The sequence below is a fragment of the Pseudoalteromonas sp. MMG006 genome, from assembly GCF_018101025.1.
Taxonomy (GTDB): domain Bacteria; phylum Pseudomonadota; class Gammaproteobacteria; order Enterobacterales; family Alteromonadaceae; genus Pseudoalteromonas.
Map to the genome: position 1 here is coordinate 1 of NZ_JAGJEJ010000001.1, position 15,820 is coordinate 15,820.

Consider the following 15,820-nt stretch of genomic DNA (forward strand, 5'->3'; position numbering starts at 1 on the left):
TTTGACCCCGTCGGTCACCTGAATGTATGAAGTCAAGATTTGACCCCGTCGGTCACCTTTTCAAAATTTAAAAGCGTGCTAAATAAATTCAGTGCGTTACTTGCACATAGGTAACTTAATGAGACATATTAAACTCCCCGAATACCTTATACTACGAAAAGAACGTTACTATTTTTCGTTATGTTTTCCGTCGTAAATTTATCTGCTCCGATATACGCATTTCACTTAAAAGCAAACTATGAAAAGTCCTGTTTTGTTCTCATTTTTCTTTAAATTTTATAGCTAAATTCTGCTTTTTAACGTCTCACTTTTGCATTTACTTTACATGAATGAGAACTTTTTATTTGGTTACCTATGTTAATTATATATTTCTTGTCGACAAAAAAGGTAATATAATAAAAATAGTTATCATTTATAATTATTAATGTGGAGTTTAGTTTTATGGGTTTTTATCCATCGAAATCGTTATTAGCGTGTGCTATTTCGTTCGCTTTTTCAGGTTTGGCATTTAGTAGCATGGCGCATGCTGATGACATTAAAAAAATAGAAAAAATAATGGTGAAGGGTCAAAAAATAGACCGTACTTTACAAGATACGCCAGCAAGTGTGGCGGTTTTAACGAGCCAAACTATTGAAAATGAAAACTTAAACGACTTTTTTGATGTATTAGCACGTACGCCTAATACTTCTGGCACTGATGGTTCGGGTTTTAATATTCGTGGTATTGATGCTTTTGGCGTTACTGATGGCGGCTCTGGTGGTCTTGCTAGTGTTTATGTTGATGGTGCGCCTATACCGTTTCGTATGATGCAACAAGGTGCATTTTCAACGTGGGATATTGGTCAGGTTGAAATTTTACGTGGCCCGCAATCTACATTACAAGGGCGTAACTCACTGGCCGGTGCCGTGGTAATGAAAACCCGTGATGCAGTGCAAGAATATGATTTTAAAGCGCGTGTTGGTATGGGGGAATACGGTAGAAAGGAAGCGGGAGTTGCCTTTGGTGGTGGGTTAATCGAGGATGAGCTTGCATTTCGTGTGAGCGCTGAAAAGCGTGACTTTGATGGCTACAATACCAATGTTGGTACGGGTAAAGAGTCAGACCATGATAATAATGAATTTTATCGTGCTAAGCTTCGTTACACACCTTCTGCATTGCCCGAATTTGAAGCACAATTGAGCTTTATGCACAGTGAAAACGACAAAGGTGTTCCTTGGGTCGCGCAGCAAAGTGGTGATGCGGCGTTTCCTATTAATAACATTTACGATGACCGCTACGTATATTTAGACTCGCCAACATTTGAAACAACAGATACTGATTTATATATTTTAAATCTTAATTACGATATCTCAGATGAGTGGTCTTTCTCTTCAATTACGACTTACTCAGATGCTCAATACAGTTATGAATGGGACGGAGATGCAAGCTTACTTCTACCGCAATCAGTATTAACTGATACACGCACAGATGAAACGACGACTCAAGAGCTTCGCTTTACTTATGAAGGCGATAAGTTAACAGGTTTAATAGGTGCTTATTACTCTGATTTAGATGTGTTTGATAGCAGTACGGGTGAACGAGGTATTACATTTGAACAGCTTGGTGTGCGTACGTTATTAACTGCGCCTGCTGAGTTTGGTGGTTTGGGGCTACCGAGTGCGTTGGCTGATCAGGTACTGCAATTTTATGTAGGTGCTGATCCCGTTTTTATTGGCCAGTCTTCTGACTTTACACAAAAAGTAAAAACAAAAGCATTATTTGCTGATTTTACGTATGAAATAAACGATGCGTGGGATGTTTTTGCTGGTGTTCGTTACGATAAGGAAGAGCAATCAAACGGGACGATTGCTGACGTTTATATTACCGATGAAACCAAAAATGCTTTACCTAATCCAAGTGATTTTGCTACAAATCCTGTACTAGCGCAGTTAATTACAGGTATTAATCAACAGTTGTACGCTATGGCTGATGGTGCTTCAGGCGATGAACCCGTTGAGGATGCGTCTTTTTCTGCTTGGTTGCCAAAGTTGGGTGTAACGTACCGTTTTAACGATGATGTGTCGAGTAGCTTTACTGTTCAAAAAGGGTATCGCTCAGGTGGCGTAGGTACCAATGTTGCCCAAGCAACTGCGTTTACGTTTGACCCTGAATATACATGGAACTATGAGTTAGCATTACGCTCTGTTTGGCTTGATGATTCATTAGTTGTAAATACAAATATATTTTATCTAGATTGGACCGATCAGCAGGTATCCGTTTATTTATCAGGGAATCAGTATGACCGTGAAACGCGCAATGTTGGTGAGTCGCATGTTCAAGGGTTTGAAACTGAGATTAGTTATGATTTATCACCAACAATAAATGTGTACGGTGGTATTGGTTATTCAAAAACAGAGTTTGATGAGTTTAGCGCCAGTTTTAATGGTGAGGAGCAAGACTACAGCGGCCTTTCGTTTGCAGGCGCGCCAGAATGGACCGCTTTGTTTGGTTTTGATTATGCAAATGACGCTGGGTTTATAGCAAATATAAATGCTAGTTACACTGGCAGCTCGCAGCGTCTTGCTACGAGTAATGACCCTCGAAATGACGCGTACTGGTTAGTTAATACACGTGTTGGTTACGAGTGGGGTAATTATGGTGTATACGCGTTAGTAGATAATGTATTAGATGCTGAGTATATCGCGTTAGCCCCGGCTGGTTTTGGTAATCAAACACTTGGTGATCCACGTACTGCAAGCGTTCGCTTTGAAGCTAAGTTTTAATATGAAAAATGGCTGCTCATTAAGTAGTCATTTTAGGAGTTGTAATGAATATAAAACGCACTTTCTCAGCCACTAAGCGGCGCCATTTAACGGCTTGTGTGCTGGCGTTAATAACCGCAGTGGTTATGATCCCCGGTATGACGACTTATTTGCCATTTGCGATGGAGCAGCAAATATTAATACCCATTATGTTATTTCCGCTTATTTGGGCGGGGTTATTTATATATGCCTACATGGCTGAAAAAGCATGGGTACCTTTTGTGCTTATGCTGGCAATTATTGCAAGTCATGCGGGTTTAAGCTTTTTTGCATTATCAGGAGCGCAAGGATGAAGTCTATTTCGTTAAAAAAGCTATTTTTACTGCATAGCTGGGTAGGGATTGTTACCGGAATTTTACTTTTTATTGTATGTTTTAGTGGGGCAATTGCTGTGCTTAGCCGCCCGGAGCTTAAAATTTGGGCGAACCCAGAGCTACATCAATTAAGTGCACTGCCTAGTGAAAAAGTAACAGCGCTTATTAATCAGTATCATCAGCAAGTACCGCCTTCGTTTGGTAAAAATATACATGTGTATTTACCCTCAGGGCATAACACGCATCTATTGACTATTTTATTTGAATCGCATGAAGGTGATGAAAACTATGATGAGGAGGCTGCGTATGTTTATCAGTTTGATCCGCGTAATTTTGAGCTAGTTAACCAATATTATGGAGCCGCTGATTATTTTTATGAGAATCGTAAAACGGATGCACCATCGTTTATTGGGCACTTTCATGCTGATTTACATTTAGGCCGGCCTATTGGCTTGATTTTAACAGGATTTTTAGGTCTTACATTACTGGTATCTACTATTACTGGGCTTTTTATACATCGCCAACTAATAAAGGAGCTATTTACGTTTAGACGTAATAAAGACCTGGATGTTGTGGTTAATGATGCCCATAAAATTATGGGCATTTGGGGGAGTTTGTTTCATGGTGTTATAGGTTTTACGGGCGCATTTTTGGGTCTTGCGACAGTTATACTATTGCCTGCTGCTGCGTTTGTAAGTTTTGGTGGCGACCAAGATAAATTGGTTCAAAAATTTACAGCTATGCCCGAGCCGGTTATTTCTGAGCAATACCAAATGACTGATATTAATTCTATTTTAGTAGACGCTAAAACGCGTTACCCTAAAGCAAAGGTGGTTGATCTAACTATCATGGCGCACAATGACCAAAACGCAGAGGTGTATTTACGTTTAATTGGTGGCGATGCGGTGGCCTCTCAGCTTTTGCAATATCATGGCTCGGGTGAGTTTAGCAAAACAATGAGCAGTTTTGGTGATATTCCTGGCCCTGCGATTAAAGTGCTATCACTTTTGTTCCCTTTACACTTTGGCAATTTTGCTGGTGTATTCGTGAAAATAATTTGGTCTCTACTTGGATTAACAACAGCATTACTACCTTTGTCGGGCATGATGATGTGGTTAGCTAAGCGCAGCCGTGGCAGTAATCCCACGTTATCACAAAGCGCTTATCAAGCGTGGAATCGGGTTATTATTGGAAGTTGTGGCGGGTTAGTGCTTGCAACCGCTATTTTGTTCCCAGCTCAAGTGTTATTAAATCATTTTGTTGCGGCGCAATTTCATAATGCCTACTTTGGGCCTCTATTCTTTTATTCGTGGTTAGCTTGGTGTTTACTCGCTATTTTTCCACTAAATTATCATCGTTACTTACAGATGACTTTAGTTATAACCGGTCTTGCGTGTATTACGGTTTTACCTTTAAACCTTTTGTTGTCAGAAAGTCATGCATTTATGGCTGATAACTTATTAGTGACGGTGGTTGATATTAGCTTTTTAATTCTTGGAGCAGGAATTATATATCTCAGCCAACGTGTTGTGGCAAATCGCTTTGAGTTAAAACAACAAACAGTACTTAAACAGGAGCCTGTATGACTACATTTTACTTAGCTGTTGCGTGTATTTTATTGTTAATTAGTAGCCTGTTACTAAGAAAGGCCAACACTCTAAGTCGCTTTTTAAGCCTATGTGTATTTATCATCGCTGTGATGTGTTTTATTGCAGTGTATGGTGCGATAGGGGGCGTATTCGTTGGCATTGCTGCTGCACTATTAATGGGTTTAGTAACGGCTTTTGCATTAGGCAAGTCTGTTAGTAATAATTAAAATTAGATAAAGCCAATTCGTAATATATATAATGTGGAAGCTAAATCGTTATTTTCCTCAATTAAAGGGCATGACGATACGAATTGGCCTAACCGAAACTCTTTGGGTTAATTAAACGTTAGCCCAAAGACATTAAATAATATTTTTACCTTGCTCTGGATCGCGTGACTGTTCTGCTTGTTCACGTATTTCATTTGTATCACTGCTTACATCATCAAGCGTTTCACTTTGTTCTAAAGTTTCGCTTTTATTACCTTGTGCGGGTAACGGCTGGGTAATGTTTTTATCAACGTCGGTACTCTCTTTATCGTCATTTAATAAAATTCTCTCTCGTGCATCATCAGGCATGCTGATATTTTGCGTGGTAAATTCATTTACTAGCACACGCATTAGCTGAGAGGCCACTTTTAATGGACTGTGTTGTTCACTATTCACCCAAAAAAACAGGTTGAAATTAATAGTAGAGGACCCTAAGTTTTTAATAAGTACCTGAGCAGGGGGATCGCTAAGTACCGCACCTTGCTGATTGATAATTTTTAGTGCGAGAGTTTGTGCGCTGCGAATATCGTTATCATAACCAATGCCTATTTCGACCTTGCCACGCATTTTTGGGTTAGCCGTGAGGTTTTTAATAATATTTTTGTAAACTGTCGCATTAGGAATTTGTATGTGATTTCCATCGTAATCAACAAGCGTTGTAGCTCTTGCCGTTACTTTTTTAACAACCCCTAAACGCCCATCAACTTCAATTACGTCGTCTATTTTAAAAGGGCGTTGTACGCTTAATAATAAACTCGCTATAAAATTTTCAGCAATATCTCTAAAAGCAAAGCCCAATATTAAGCCAATAAGACCTGTGCCGCTCATTATGGCTACCGCAAATTCGGTTAACCCGGCAAGTCGTAAAAATAAATACATACCCAATAATAAAATTAAAATACTTATGCCGCGTCTAACAACTAAATGCACTAATTTGCTATCGGTCATGTAATCAATGGGTTTTATGAGTATTTTAGAAAGTGGAGAGGCTATAAAATAACTTACTGCGAGTAATATAAAACCCAATAAAAGGGTGGGTAATATTTGCGCTGTAGTATGTAGCAATTGCACGCTTTGATCGTAAAAATACTGCCAGCTAAATATATTTATGTTGGTTGATATCTTACTTGCAGCTTCATTATTTAGGGTTGTTAGCAGGTTAAAGTGACTAAGCATGCGTACCGTCCTTGAATTTTAATTACCCTTGATTTAGCAAGCTTAGTACCAAATTAAAAACCAAACCATGTATTTGCAAATGTTTGAGTATTGGCAAACATATTGCTGTATATCTATTATAAAAATTAAGGATATTAGTATGATCAAAGCAAAACGTGGACAGCAGGCAGAGCAACCAGTTCATATTCCTATGCGAGGCTGGTGGGATATAACAAAGCGTATTTTTAAACAAATGAGCGACGATAATTTATCGCTGGTGGCTGCAGGCGTCGCATTTTATGCATTATTAGCTATTTTTCCCGCTATTGCTGCGATTGTCTCTGTTTATGCTTATTTTTCATCGCCTACCGATATTAGTGAACATTTAAGCAAAATTGTTACTTTACTACCGCAAAGCACCAGCGACCTTATCCTTTCTCAAGTCTCAAGCCTTGCTCAAACATCTAGTGCAAGCCTGAGCTTAAGTGCAATAGGGACTTTAATTCTCACTATTTGGAGTAGCTCAAAGGGCAGTCAGGCACTTATCACAGCGTGTAATATTAGTTATAGAGAATACGAAAAACGCTCTTTTTTTCAGGCACAAATAGTGCGTTTTTTATTTTCGGTTGGCGCTATTGTGGTCGCCATTTTTGCACTACTTATTATTGGTATTTTACCTATTGTACTTAATTTAGTGGGATTAAAAGAAAGTATAGATTTACTTATTAAGCTTATATCGTGGCCATTACTTGCGTTTACTTTTAACTTTGCATTAGTTCTTTTGTACCGTTATGCACCGCACCGAAAACCCGCTAAATGGAGATGGATCACGCTGGGATCGTCTATTGCTACGATATTATGGATATTAGCCTCTATCGGTTTTTCGTTTTATGTATCACGTTTTTCTAGCTATAACGAAACGTATGGATCGCTTGGTGGTGTGGTGATCATGCTAATGTGGCTATATATCAGTGCGTATATAATCACTTTAGGCGCTGTAATTAACGCTGCTACTGAGCAACAAACAGCTAAAGACAGTACAATAGGGCCTGCCAAAAAGCGCGGCCAACGAGGTGCCTACGTTGCAGATCATCTCGATGTAGAAAATGAATAATGGCTTTAGTTGTTTAAAGCCTATTTAATTATAGCAAGTAAGTGCGACAAGCTGTTGTTTAAACTCTTGTGCGGCAGGGCCTAGCCTGTCTGTATCGTTACACATTAAATATAGGTTTAAAGTACGGGTAGTACCTTGCTCTAAGTCGAGTGTAATGAGGGTTTGGCTTTCAATTAAATCTGCTATTTGAGTTTTTGGCAGCCATGCATAGCCTAAATTCTGGTTTACCATATCAATAGAGTTTTGTAAGTGGCTCACAGTCCAGCGCATATCCGCGCCTAACCAGCCTTCATCTTGATTACTATGATTTGCTGAATCGCGTACTACTATCTGCCGATGTAGTTTTAAATCGCGAAAATTAAGCTGCTCTGTTTGCTGATGCAGTGGATGATCTTTATGGGCAACAGCAATAAATTCTGCATCGCACAACATGCTACAGCTAATGCCGTATATAGGAATTGATGAAATCGCTAAGTCAACAACACCATCGTTTAGTAGCTCATTTGCGCCTGTTAATACACTTTGCACTAGCTCTATTTTTAAAAGAGGGTATAGCTCGCTGGTTTTAGCCAGTGCTTGATATAAAGTGGCGCTCGGGAACACCTCGTCAACGGCTATTTTTAATGTGCTTTCTATGCCTTCGCTTAGCGTGCTGGCAACCGATTCTATTTTACTCGCTTCTTCTATTAAAAACTCAGCACGACGCAATATAAGTCTTCCGCTGTCGGTTAAAAATGCTTTTCGACCTTTTACTTCAAGCAGCTTTATTTGCAATGCGGCTTCTAGCTTTTGAACGGCGTGATGTACCGTGGATTGGCTCTTGTGCACAGCGACGCTTGCTCCCGCAAATCCACCATGTTCAACAACGGCTTTAAACATTCGCCATTGCTCTAGTGTTGCTTTTGCCATATTCAAATCCTATTACGACTCTATCGATTGAATAACTTGACCGCACACAGCACATTTTTATTGCGTAATAGCTTATTTATTGTCAGAAATAACCACTTTATTGCTACTTAGCAGTGTCATAAATTCTTTTTTAGGCATTGGTTTGGCAAACAAGTAGCCTTGACCGTAGTCACAGCCCGCTTTTAATAAAAGCTCCATTTGTAATGGCGTTTCAATTCCTTCTGCAATCACTTTAAGCCCAAGCTGATGTGCCATCACTATAATAGCTTCACACAAAGCTAGTTCTTGGCTGCCTGCTTTAATGTCATCTACAAAACGTTTATCTATTTTTAGATAATCAGTATCCATTTCTTGAAGGTAGGCAAGCGATGAATACCCCGTGCCAAAGTCATCAAGTGCGAGTTCCATACCCGATTGAACCAACGTTTTTAACCTGCTCTGCGTAAGCGCTTCTGGGTTTACCATCAGGCCTTCGGTAATTTCTGCAACAATAGCCGATGCTGGTAGTTTTGCAGCGGCCAACATATCGCACCAGTCATCGATTCCGCTATCGGCAGTCGAGAGCTGTATTGGAGATACGTTAACGCTAATTTGGAACGGTTGACCGCTTGCTGTTTTTATTTCTGTGAGTGTTTGAATAGCCTGAGAAAATACAAATTGGCCTAATACATTTATTTGCCTTGTTTCCTCTGCTAATGGGATAAAAGAATCAGGTGAGACCAAACCATTTATAGGGTGGTGCCAACGTATTAGTCCTTCGGCTTTGTGTATATGTAAATCATTTAAGGCTACGATAGGTTGATAAAATAACTCAAACTGATGAAGGTCTATTGCGCTTCGTAAATCTTTTAATAATTGCATACGGGCTTGTGCACGAATACGCATGTCTTCTGAGAAAAACTCAAAGCCATTACGGCCATTGCTTTTAGCTTTATACATAGCTTGGTCAGCGGCTTTTAAAAGCTGCTCAGTGCTTTGCCCATCACTAGGTGCGCAGGCTATTCCCATACTCGCACTAATAAATACTTCTTCGTTTTCAAGCATAAGGCCAGATGAAAGGCTTTGTAATATATTGCTCGCTATTTGGTTTATATGGCGATTACTTTTTACGTGATTAAAAACAATCACAAATTCATCACCGCCAATACGAGCTACAAACTCGGCATTTTTGGCTGAGTGCACAATACGTTGAGAAACCAATTTAAGCAGGTTATCACCATAATGATGGCCCAGCGTGTCGTTAATATCTTTAAAGCGATCTATGTCGAGAAGCATAATAACAAGGTTATTATCTTCGTTTTGAATAGCGTTAAAGCGCTGGTTTAAACGCTCTTTGAGTTCTAAACGATTAGGCAGGTCGGTTAGGTGATCAAAATGAGTTTGTCGCCATATAGTTTCATCTGCTCGTTTTTTATCTGTTAGATCAGTAAAAATAGCGACCCGACGAGTGGGTATGTTTTTATCATCATAAACAGTATCTATTTTTAGCCATTCAGTATAAATATCACCGTTCTTTTTACGGTTTATTATTTCGCCTTGCCACCGGCCTGTACTTCTAAGTTCTGCCCACATTTGTTGATAAAAGTCTTTAGAGTGCTCACCTGATGATAAAATATGGCTAGTTTTGCCTATGACTTCTTCTTTACTGTATTGAGTCGTCTTGCAAAATGCAGGGTTAACATCATAAATAATACCGTTTGGATCAGTGATGGCCATTCCTTCGCTACTATTGCTATACACAAGAGAGGCTAAATGAAGCGCTTTTTCGTTAATTCTTTTTTGACTAATATCCCTCAAAACGATAATAAATTCATGATTACTTTCCAGCGCATTAATACGGGCTTCAAAAAAGTGTTCATTGGTATTAATTCTTAATTTAAACTCAATTGCATGCGAGTTATCTAAGTCATTTAAATGTGAAAGCAATAACTGCGCGCTCTCTTTGGGCAATACTTCAGTTAATTTTAGCGAACCTTGTGTATTTACGCTGAGCAGAGAACTGACATGCCCACCTATATACAACACATCGCCAAGTTCATTTATACGCATATAAGTATCGGGTAAAGCATTTAATAAACTCATTAATTCATTGTGTTTATTTTTTAACTTGGCTTCTGCAGATAGGCGAGTTTGAGCCATTACCTCAAAACGACTATAAAGGGCATGTAATTCAGGACTGTTTGGTTTTTTTATATATTTAGGCATTGTGCCATTTGCAAGCTCATCAGTGGCATTTGATAAGTTGGCAATAGGATTAAATATACTAATTTTAATAAGGCGCCTTGCAAGCAGTACGAGCAAAGCAATAGCGGTTAAAAAAGCGAAAATCGTTTTTATAAAATTGGCGTTTACTTCGTTTATAAAATCTTCTACTGATACGGCTATATATATATCTAAATTGTTATTATGTGCGTCTTCGTAAATAACAGAACGATGAAATATTTGGTTTTCCCCTTGCGCATTTTTAAACACTTTTAAAGAGCTTTTATTGTGGAGCAAGTCTGTGTCTGTAATTTTTTTACCTAGTCTGCTCGGGCGACTTGGGTAATTGGCAATAATTAAGCCATTAGGGTCGGCAATAACGGCTTTAGCGTTATTAGGAAATTCAGCTTCATTTAATGCAATATTCCACCAGTTCAAAGCAATTACAGTAACTAAGGTACCTTTTAATTTATTATTAGTATCAATTATCGGGTATGCAAAATTCACGCTTTGAGCTTGAATACTTCTATCGTATTGAAAATACCCAACAGAAAAGTCTCTATTACTAATCGCATTTTGAAAATACGTTCTATCACTAATATTAATGTTATTACTGCGGCCATTTGTTACGCATTGCAGCTCACCATCGGCGTTAACAATACCTATATTTGCAATATTGCTGTAAAGGGCTTTAATTTCAAAAAAATAGTCTGGGCAGGTGGTTGGTAGTTCTTCATTGCTTGGCGTTTTGCCAGCCAAAAATATAGTTAAACGTTTTACATCATCAATCATATTTTTCTGATGTAGGGTCAATTGCTTAGCTATGCTAACTATTCTTTCCTCACTTTTTTCAATAGCAGCATCACGCTCAAACCAAAGCGTAAATACAGTAACAGCTGCACCAGGAATGCTAAGTAGGATCAATAGTCTGTAAAGCTGGCTTTTAAGCGATGAAGTAAAAATAGTTTTTCCCTAAATCTTAATTTCCTAAAAAATGATTGTAGACATAAAATCTGAAAATAACCATACAATATATAGGGTTGTATCAAATAAAACTAAAGTTTAAGTACTTAATAAATAAGTATGTATTTATTAAGCGTTTAATTAAATGTTCCGAATATATAAATAAGAAAGTTATTAAGAGTTTATTCTAAAAAATAGAATGTTTAACTCTATTTAAAGACATAGTTGTTTTATTAATAGAATGCTTTAATAAAAACCACTTAATATTGTTTATCGTGAACTTGAAATGAAAATATCTAAAGTCTTAACAGCTTACGCAACCCAAGATGGTGACGGTGTGAATATTCGTCGAATACCTGGATTTGATGGCAAATATTTAGATCCTTTTTTGATGATTGACGAACTAAAATCGGATGACAAAAACGATTATATTGGCGGCTTTCCTGCTCACCCGCATAGAGGCATTGAAACATTTACCTATATTTTAAAAGGTGGGTTTGAACACCAAGATCAAATGGGAAATAAAGAAGCCATAAGAGCTGGAGATGCACAGTGGATGAGTACTGGCAAAGGTGTAATGCACAGTGAAATGCCTTTAGCTGATGAGATAGATGGCTTACATGGATTCCAAATATGGATCAACATGCCAAGCGATGAAAAAATGCGTGAACCACGTTATCAAGATACCACCAAAAATCCTGTGCCAAGTTTTACAAATGAGCAAGGTGTCACGCTAAAAGCACTTGCAGGGAATTGGCAATTTTCAGAACAATCATTAAATGCCAGTTTACAAAGCTTGGCCGCCAGTGCTGCATTAGCTGATATACAGATACCTGCGGGAAAAAGTATTCAGTTATCACCATTAGTACAACAAAAGGTGATGATTTATGTGCACAGCGGTTCAATAAGTACCAGTGATGAGCAAGATTTTACTACAGGAAAGCTGATTATTTTAGAGCGCAATAGCGACATAAGCTTAAAATCAAAAGAGGGCGCTGGTGTATTAATACTTGCTGGGCAGCCATTGAATCAGTCAATAGCGCATATGGGGCCATTTGTAATGACCACGCAAGATGAGATTAAACAAGCTGTTCGTGATTTTCAAAATGGTGAATTTGGCAAAATTTAGGGAGAAAGAAATGGGTTTATTAGTAGATGGTCAATGGCAAGATAAATGGTATGACACCAATTCAAATAACGGAAAATTTAAATGCGAAGATGCACAGCTTCGTAACTGGATAACGAGTGATGGCAGTGCAGGAATCACAGGAGAAGGGGGTTTTAAAGCACAGCCAAATCGCTATCATTTATATGTATCACTAGCATGCCCATGGGCTCACAGAGCGCTAATTTTTAGAGTACTGAAGCAGCTTGAAAGTATAATCTCTATTTCGGTTGTAAGCCCTGATATGCTCAATAATGGTTGGAGCTTTGATAAAAACAACTACAGTACAGGTGATGATTTATTTGACAGTGAATACTTACACCAAATTTACACAAGAAATAATTCTAGCTACACAGAGCGAGTAACTGTACCTGTGCTATGGGATAAACAGCAAAATAAAATAGTTAGTAACGAGTCGGCCGATATTATCCGTATGTTTAATAGCGCGTTCAATGAGGTAACGGGCAATATTGATAATTATTATCCCAAAGATCTGCGTACTTCAATAGATGAAATAAATGCACTCGTATATCCAAATATAAATAATGGCGTGTATAAAACGGGGTTTGCAACAACTCAAGCAGCCTATGAAGAGTCATTTGATGCGCTATTTACTGCGCTTGATGAAATCGAGGAGGTTTTAAGGACTAATCGTTATTTGACGGGTAGTAGTTTGACCGAAGCTGATTGGCGTTTATTTACCACTCTAATACGTTTTGACAGTGTTTATGTAGGGCACTTTAAATGTAACTTACGCTCGATTGAAAGTTATCCCTTTATGCGAGAGTACCTGCGTGAGCTTTATCAATTTAAAGGCATTGATAAAACAACTAATTTTTATCATATCAAACGCCACTACTATTTTAGCCACGCTATGATAAACCCAACGCAGATAGTGCCCAAAGGGCCACAAATAAACTATAAAAGGGCCCATAACAGGGAGGGGATCAAATAATTACTTTAAGCCAATAACTTCGCAAGCCAACCATATTTCCTTATGAAGCTTGTATCGCTCTTGCCTGCTTGTACGGTAACTCCCGCCATAAAGGCTGATGTTAGTCCTACCTTAGTAGCGACAAACCGTTTAATACGATACTTGAACGCTGCGTGATGCTGACGCTTTAGTTCGTCGCGCATATCCATCTGCTTTGAAAGAGCTTCAACGTTTTCATTGGGTGCTTTAATTAAATAGTTAACTAACATATCAACTTCCTTATAAATTAAATAACTGTTTTAAGCTTTTGATTGTCTTACTAAAACCAATCTTATTACTCAAATACACCGTATTTCTCCACAGCCATACAAGACAAATAATTTGCGCTAAGGCAGCTGTTGCAATACTTAGCCACACTGAGCCAAACAAGTCGTACATGCCATAGCCAATGGCCCCTAATAAACCAGCCCATAATAAAATCAAACCACTGGCAAAACAGCCTAAAAATATAGTAATTAAAGCCATCGATCTAAGCGATAATTTCCACTCAGCTTTAGCAAGTTGGTGGGTGATCTTTCCTTGAGTGTGGTAATCCTCCTTGAGTTGCTTAGAGTATTCAATGATCTTAGCTATATGATCCTGCCAATCGTCCTTTTGGCTTTGCTCGTCAGTGGTTTGGTTTTGAGCAGCCTCATCCTTGCGGGCTGCTTCTGTATTTGAGCTATTCATTGTTAATTACTTACGACGTAATAATGAAGTAAGTAACATACCTGCTGCAAATGCAATTCCGGCAGTTGCTAATGGGTTTTCTGAAGCGAATGCACGTGTCTTGGTAGTACATTCAGAAAGCTTTTCACGAGCTATGAGTTGTTTCTCACTTAGTGCTTCCGCTGAACTTGAGGCACCTTTGCGTACACTTGATTCAGCAACCGATGCTTTGCTTGAAAGAGCATCAACTGCTTCATGCGCTACAGAAGTTGCCTTTTCTGTAAATGGTGCTTCGCTTTCGGTTTGTTTAAGCTCAGGTTTAATATTCGTCTGAATATTTGTATCAGTATTTGCTTTAGTATTTGTTGCAGTAGCCATAATCAATCCTTAATAAGTAAATAAAAAAATTTAACTGGTAGTTTTACTAATGCAACGTTTAAACCAATAGTTTTGAGTTATTTAAAATGTTGATTTTTATTGTTTTATTTATTTTGTTTTATCTGCTTTTAATTATTGAGTTGATATCATGAAGTAACAATTTCTGCTTCTTTGAGTAAATTTTACATACTAGAGCCTGTTTATCTTTCAAGGTTGAATTTGCAGCAGGCTGTTTGGTATTTAAGCAAAGCAGAGCAGAGCTAAAATAGTGTGGTCATTCCGTATAAGTAAGCGATAGCGTAGAATAATATCCAAATATGTGCTGCCTAGAGGCAATTTATTCTTTGTTGTCTAAATGGATGTATCAGGGGGCGAGAGCAGCAAGCGGAAGCTTTGTTCGGTTTTATTTATTCTTACATGGATGTAAGCCTGTAGGGTAACGCAGGAGCACTTACCGACCCCATTAGGTTACAAACCTAACGCCGTGATTAAATTGTCCCCAAATTTAATAAATTTCAATCCTGAAAGGTCAACTTGCCCTAATAATTAAGGTTTAATTATTTGTAATTATTCACTGGTTATTCAGCAAGTAAAGAGTGTAAACAAAAAGTTACCAAATGGATGGTAAATAATTTTTATCCTTTAATTCCACTTTTTCCCACTTAATTCAACCGCTTTGCTTGAACCCTTATTTTTATTAGCTTTGAGAGTCGTTAAAGCTGGTCAGCTTACTTGACAAATGAGCTTGTCAAGCCCTAAACTGGAGCACTGTGGTAAAAAGTGGTTTTTAGTGGATCTAACTGGATCAAATTAATCGAAAGTCGATTACACAACTTAAAAGTAGGCTTTTCATGTTTCGTGGCGCGAGTTCACTGAGTTTGGACGATAAAGGACGTTTTGCGGTACCTACCAAGTACCGAGATACGCTGCTATCTGAAGATCAGGGAACGGTTATATGTACCGTCGCATTAAATGAGCCGTGCTTATGGTTGTATCCACTTGCTGAGTGGCTTGAAATTGAAAGCCGTTTGGCCAAAATCTCTAATATGAATCCTCGCGCTCGTCGCATGCAGCGTATGTTGCTTGGTAACGCCACAGAGTATCAACTTGATAAAAATGGTCGAATTTTGCTAGCGCCGTCATTGCGGTCGCATGCATCACTTGGCAAAAAAATAATGCTGGTTGGTTTGATGAATAAATTTGAAATTTGGGACGAGGCGCGTTGGCACGAGCAAATGCAGCAGGACACTGAGCTTGAGAGGCTTGGTAATTTTGAACCTAACCAAGATTTAGATAATTTCACACTCTAACGGCACAAAAA

The 15,820-nt window shown here is 38.5% G+C and carries 14 protein-coding genes; 8 read left to right on the forward strand and 6 right to left on the reverse strand.

Annotated elements, in window-relative coordinates; translation table 11 throughout:
• Positions 1-441 precede the first annotated feature (441 nt).
• Genes J8L73_RS00005 through J8L73_RS00020 form a run of 4 tightly spaced genes read left to right on the forward strand, consistent with a single transcriptional unit; the run spans position 442 to position 4,932 of the window.
• Positions 442-2,763 carry a TonB-dependent receptor gene (locus tag J8L73_RS00005; RefSeq protein WP_211014028.1) on the forward strand — a complete coding sequence of 774 codons (2,322 nt, stop codon included), beginning with the start codon at positions 442-444 and terminating at the stop codon, positions 2,761-2,763.
• Positions 2,764-2,807: 44 nt separating this feature from the next.
• Positions 2,808-3,095, forward strand: a complete 288-nt coding sequence (locus tag J8L73_RS00010; protein ID WP_210998971.1) for a hypothetical protein — start codon at positions 2,808-2,810, stop codon at positions 3,093-3,095.
• Positions 3,092-4,702, forward strand: a complete 1,611-nt coding sequence (locus tag J8L73_RS00015; RefSeq protein WP_211014030.1) for a PepSY-associated TM helix domain-containing protein — start codon at positions 3,092-3,094, stop codon at positions 4,700-4,702. Before J8L73_RS00010 ends, J8L73_RS00015 begins: the two co-directional genes overlap by 4 nt.
• Positions 4,699-4,932: a hypothetical protein gene (locus J8L73_RS00020; RefSeq protein WP_211014031.1), complete on the forward strand. Its 234-nt coding sequence runs from the start codon at positions 4,699-4,701 to the stop codon at positions 4,930-4,932. The genes J8L73_RS00015 and J8L73_RS00020 overlap by 4 nt, the downstream gene beginning before the upstream one ends.
• A gap of 132 nt (positions 4,933-5,064) precedes the next feature.
• Here J8L73_RS00020 and J8L73_RS00025 read toward each other — a convergent pair whose 3' ends face one another.
• Positions 5,065-6,147, reverse strand: coding sequence for a mechanosensitive ion channel domain-containing protein (locus J8L73_RS00025; protein WP_211014034.1), 1,083 nt, complete (start codon positions 6,145-6,147; stop codon positions 5,065-5,067).
• Between the two features lie 139 nt (positions 6,148-6,286).
• On the opposite strand from J8L73_RS00025, the gene J8L73_RS00030 reads away from it, so the two are divergent.
• A complete protein-coding gene (locus tag J8L73_RS00030) occupies positions 6,287-7,240 on the forward strand; it encodes a YihY/virulence factor BrkB family protein (protein WP_210998975.1) in 954 nt (317 codons plus the stop codon).
• Between the two features lie 24 nt (positions 7,241-7,264).
• On the opposite strand, the gene J8L73_RS00035 is transcribed toward J8L73_RS00030, so the two are convergent.
• Positions 7,265-8,149, reverse strand: a complete 885-nt coding sequence (locus J8L73_RS00035; protein WP_211014036.1) for a LysR family transcriptional regulator — start codon at positions 8,147-8,149, stop codon at positions 7,265-7,267.
• A gap of 72 nt (positions 8,150-8,221) precedes the next feature.
• Positions 8,222-11,272 carry an EAL domain-containing protein gene (locus J8L73_RS00040; RefSeq protein WP_348771952.1) on the reverse strand — a complete coding sequence of 1,017 codons (3,051 nt, stop codon included), beginning with the start codon at positions 11,270-11,272 and terminating at the stop codon, positions 8,222-8,224.
• Between the two features lie 328 nt (positions 11,273-11,600).
• Between J8L73_RS00040 and J8L73_RS00045 the strand changes: the two genes are divergently transcribed.
• The gene (locus tag J8L73_RS00045) at positions 11,601-12,443 is read left to right on the forward strand and encodes a pirin family protein (protein ID WP_211014037.1); all 843 of its coding nucleotides are present in this window, start codon (positions 11,601-11,603) and stop codon (positions 12,441-12,443) included.
• A gap of 10 nt (positions 12,444-12,453) precedes the next feature.
• The gene (locus J8L73_RS00050) at positions 12,454-13,434 is read left to right on the forward strand and encodes a glutathione S-transferase family protein (protein WP_211014039.1); all 981 of its coding nucleotides are present in this window, start codon (positions 12,454-12,456) and stop codon (positions 13,432-13,434) included.
• 5 nt (positions 13,435-13,439) lie between these two features.
• Here J8L73_RS00050 and J8L73_RS00055 read toward each other — a convergent pair whose 3' ends face one another.
• Genes J8L73_RS00055 through J8L73_RS00065 form a run of 3 tightly spaced genes read right to left on the reverse strand, consistent with a single transcriptional unit; the run spans position 13,440 to position 14,499 of the window.
• Positions 13,440-13,682 carry a hypothetical protein gene (locus J8L73_RS00055; protein WP_211014041.1) on the reverse strand — a complete coding sequence of 81 codons (243 nt, stop codon included), beginning with the start codon at positions 13,680-13,682 and terminating at the stop codon, positions 13,440-13,442.
• Positions 13,683-13,692: 10 nt separating this feature from the next.
• Positions 13,693-14,142 (reverse strand): hypothetical protein, encoded by a 450-nt coding sequence (locus J8L73_RS00060; protein ID WP_211014043.1) that lies wholly within the window; start codon positions 14,140-14,142, stop codon positions 13,693-13,695.
• A 6-nt stretch (positions 14,143-14,148) separates the two neighbouring features.
• Positions 14,149-14,499, reverse strand: coding sequence for a DUF883 C-terminal domain-containing protein (locus tag J8L73_RS00065; protein WP_211014044.1), 351 nt, complete (start codon positions 14,497-14,499; stop codon positions 14,149-14,151).
• 851 nt (positions 14,500-15,350) lie between these two features.
• Here J8L73_RS00065 and mraZ point away from each other — a divergent pair.
• Positions 15,351-15,809, forward strand: a complete 459-nt coding sequence (gene mraZ, locus J8L73_RS00070) for a division/cell wall cluster transcriptional repressor MraZ (protein ID WP_210998982.1) — start codon at positions 15,351-15,353, stop codon at positions 15,807-15,809.
• Positions 15,810-15,820 lie beyond the last annotated feature (11 nt).